The sequence below is a fragment of the Puniceibacterium sediminis genome (genome assembly GCF_900188035.1).
Classification (GTDB): domain Bacteria; phylum Pseudomonadota; class Alphaproteobacteria; order Rhodobacterales; family Rhodobacteraceae; genus Puniceibacterium; species Puniceibacterium sediminis.
This window is the reverse complement of the sequence record NZ_FZNN01000062.1, coordinates 1-1,272: the sequence shown is the minus strand read 5'-3', so window position 1 is coordinate 1,272 and position 1,272 is coordinate 1. Positions and strand designations below refer to the sequence as shown.

Below are 1,272 nucleotides of genomic sequence, written 5' to 3'. Positions count from 1 at the left end.
TCAATGCCCTCGGCACTGCCGAGATCATTCGCGTGGCATAACGCCAGCGGGGTAAGGGGAAGTCATGCCTCAGGCGTGAGTTCTGCAACAATGCCGAATAACAGGACCAAAAGAACCTTTAGCCGGGCCAAGATCTTGCGAATGTTGTGCCCGCAGCCGCACAGCATAGCGAAGATCGTATCGCCCTTGGTCCCTTTGAGCGGGCAGCGCGCGAGGCGGCCATCAGTCTTCATGTGGCCGATCGCCGGCTCGATTGCGCTGCGCCGCCGAAGCTGCGCTTTCAGTTCATCCGTCAGCCCGCGACGCATTCCGGAGATCAGAACCCGGGTCTTTGCGACGCCTTGACCGCGGTAGCCCCGGTCCACGACGGCGAGGTCCGGGCGGCGATCCGTGAGCGTCTCGACCTACTCAATAGCCTCGGCCAGCGTGTTCCCGTCGTATGGGTTACCTGGCATGGCGCGCATTCCGACGACGAACCCCTCGTCGATTGTGGTGGCGAGGCTGACCTTGCAACCGAACTCGTAGCGCACCCGCGCCTTCCCCTTAGAGATACAGTCGGGCTCGTGCAGGGCGTAGATCTTGCCCTTTTCCTTGGGGGTCTGGTGCAGAAGCTTCGAAACCCGCGCCAGCATCTCGACGACACCGTCGCGGACAGCTCCGGCAGGAATGGCATCAAATTGGCGCCGGATTTCGCGCATGACGCGCCCCGTGTATCCACGCAATGTTCTCAAAGCTTTGCGCATGCGCCTGAACTGCCGGGCGTGAGCGTAGCGACCTATGGGGCGATCTGCACGGCCATTAATCGGCCTCCGGTGGCATTGATTGCGCGGTGCGCGCGGGAAAGACACACCAGCAACAGGACCAAAAGAGCCCTTAATCGGGCCAGAATCTTGCGGATGTTGTGCCCGCAGCCGCACAGGACGGCGAAGGTCGCATGGTAATCCTCCCCAAAACTAAGGGGATGCGGACGTAGAATTTTCTCAGCAAGATGACTGAGGAGAATCTGATGAAGATGACGAGATTTAGCGAACCCCAGATCCTTGCGATCCTACGCCAGGCCGAGGGCGGTGTGCCGGTGGCTGAGCTGACCGACGCCCGCAAGACGTGGGGATTTGGGCAGTGTTTTCTGCATCTGCGCAACGTCAAAGGGCACCCGTGGAATCACAAACGTGTCTATCGCATCTACTGCGCCTTGGAACTGAACCTGCGCCCCTCTCGGGACATTGGCTTCGCGCAATGCCCTGCCGGGTGACAATCAAGCCGCGCAAAAGG

Annotated in this window: 2 pseudogenes; one reads left to right on the top strand and one right to left on the bottom strand. The window is 60.5% G+C overall.

The features are described from left to right. Positions 1–62: 62 nt before the first annotated feature. Positions 63–779: pseudogene (locus tag CHB75_RS21190) on the bottom strand (transposase); the annotation flags it as partial. Between the two features lie 305 nt (positions 780–1,084). On the opposite strand from CHB75_RS21190, the pseudogene CHB75_RS21910 reads away from it, so the two are divergent. Then, positions 1,085–1,210, top strand: a pseudogene (locus CHB75_RS21910) (IS3 family transposase); the annotation flags it as partial. Positions 1,211–1,272: the final 62 nt, after the last annotated feature.